The sequence below is a fragment of the Alcanivorax sp. HI0044 genome (assembly GCF_001634945.1).
On sequence record NZ_LWEZ01000935.1, the window covers coordinates 1 to 294 of the forward strand.

Below are 294 nucleotides of genomic sequence, written 5' to 3' on the forward strand. Positions count from 1 at the left end.
CTGGAGGCCTGGTTGCTACTGGCCGATGAGAAGCAGGCCGCGCTGACCCGGCTCCTGGATGAAATTTACGGTAAAGGCCAGGGCAAGATCTGGCTGCAACGCTGGCGCATGTTTTTCATGGCGTGTGCGGAGCTGTTTAACTATGGTGGAGGCGAAGAGTGGTTCGTTGCGCATTACCGCTTCGCCAAGCCTGTGGCGAATTGAGCGCTGTTATCGCGAGCGACCATGAATAGCCATAAAACGAGCAAGGCATGAAAAAAACCGGCGTTCAACATCGTCTTACCCGCGTCTATC

At 55.1% G+C, this 294-nt stretch carries 1 pseudogene; it reads left to right on the forward strand.

The window, feature by feature from the left end:
* A pseudogene (locus A3730_RS31565) lies at window positions 1-204 on the forward strand (SAM-dependent methyltransferase); the annotation flags it as partial.
* Window positions 205-294: the final 90 nt, after the last annotated feature.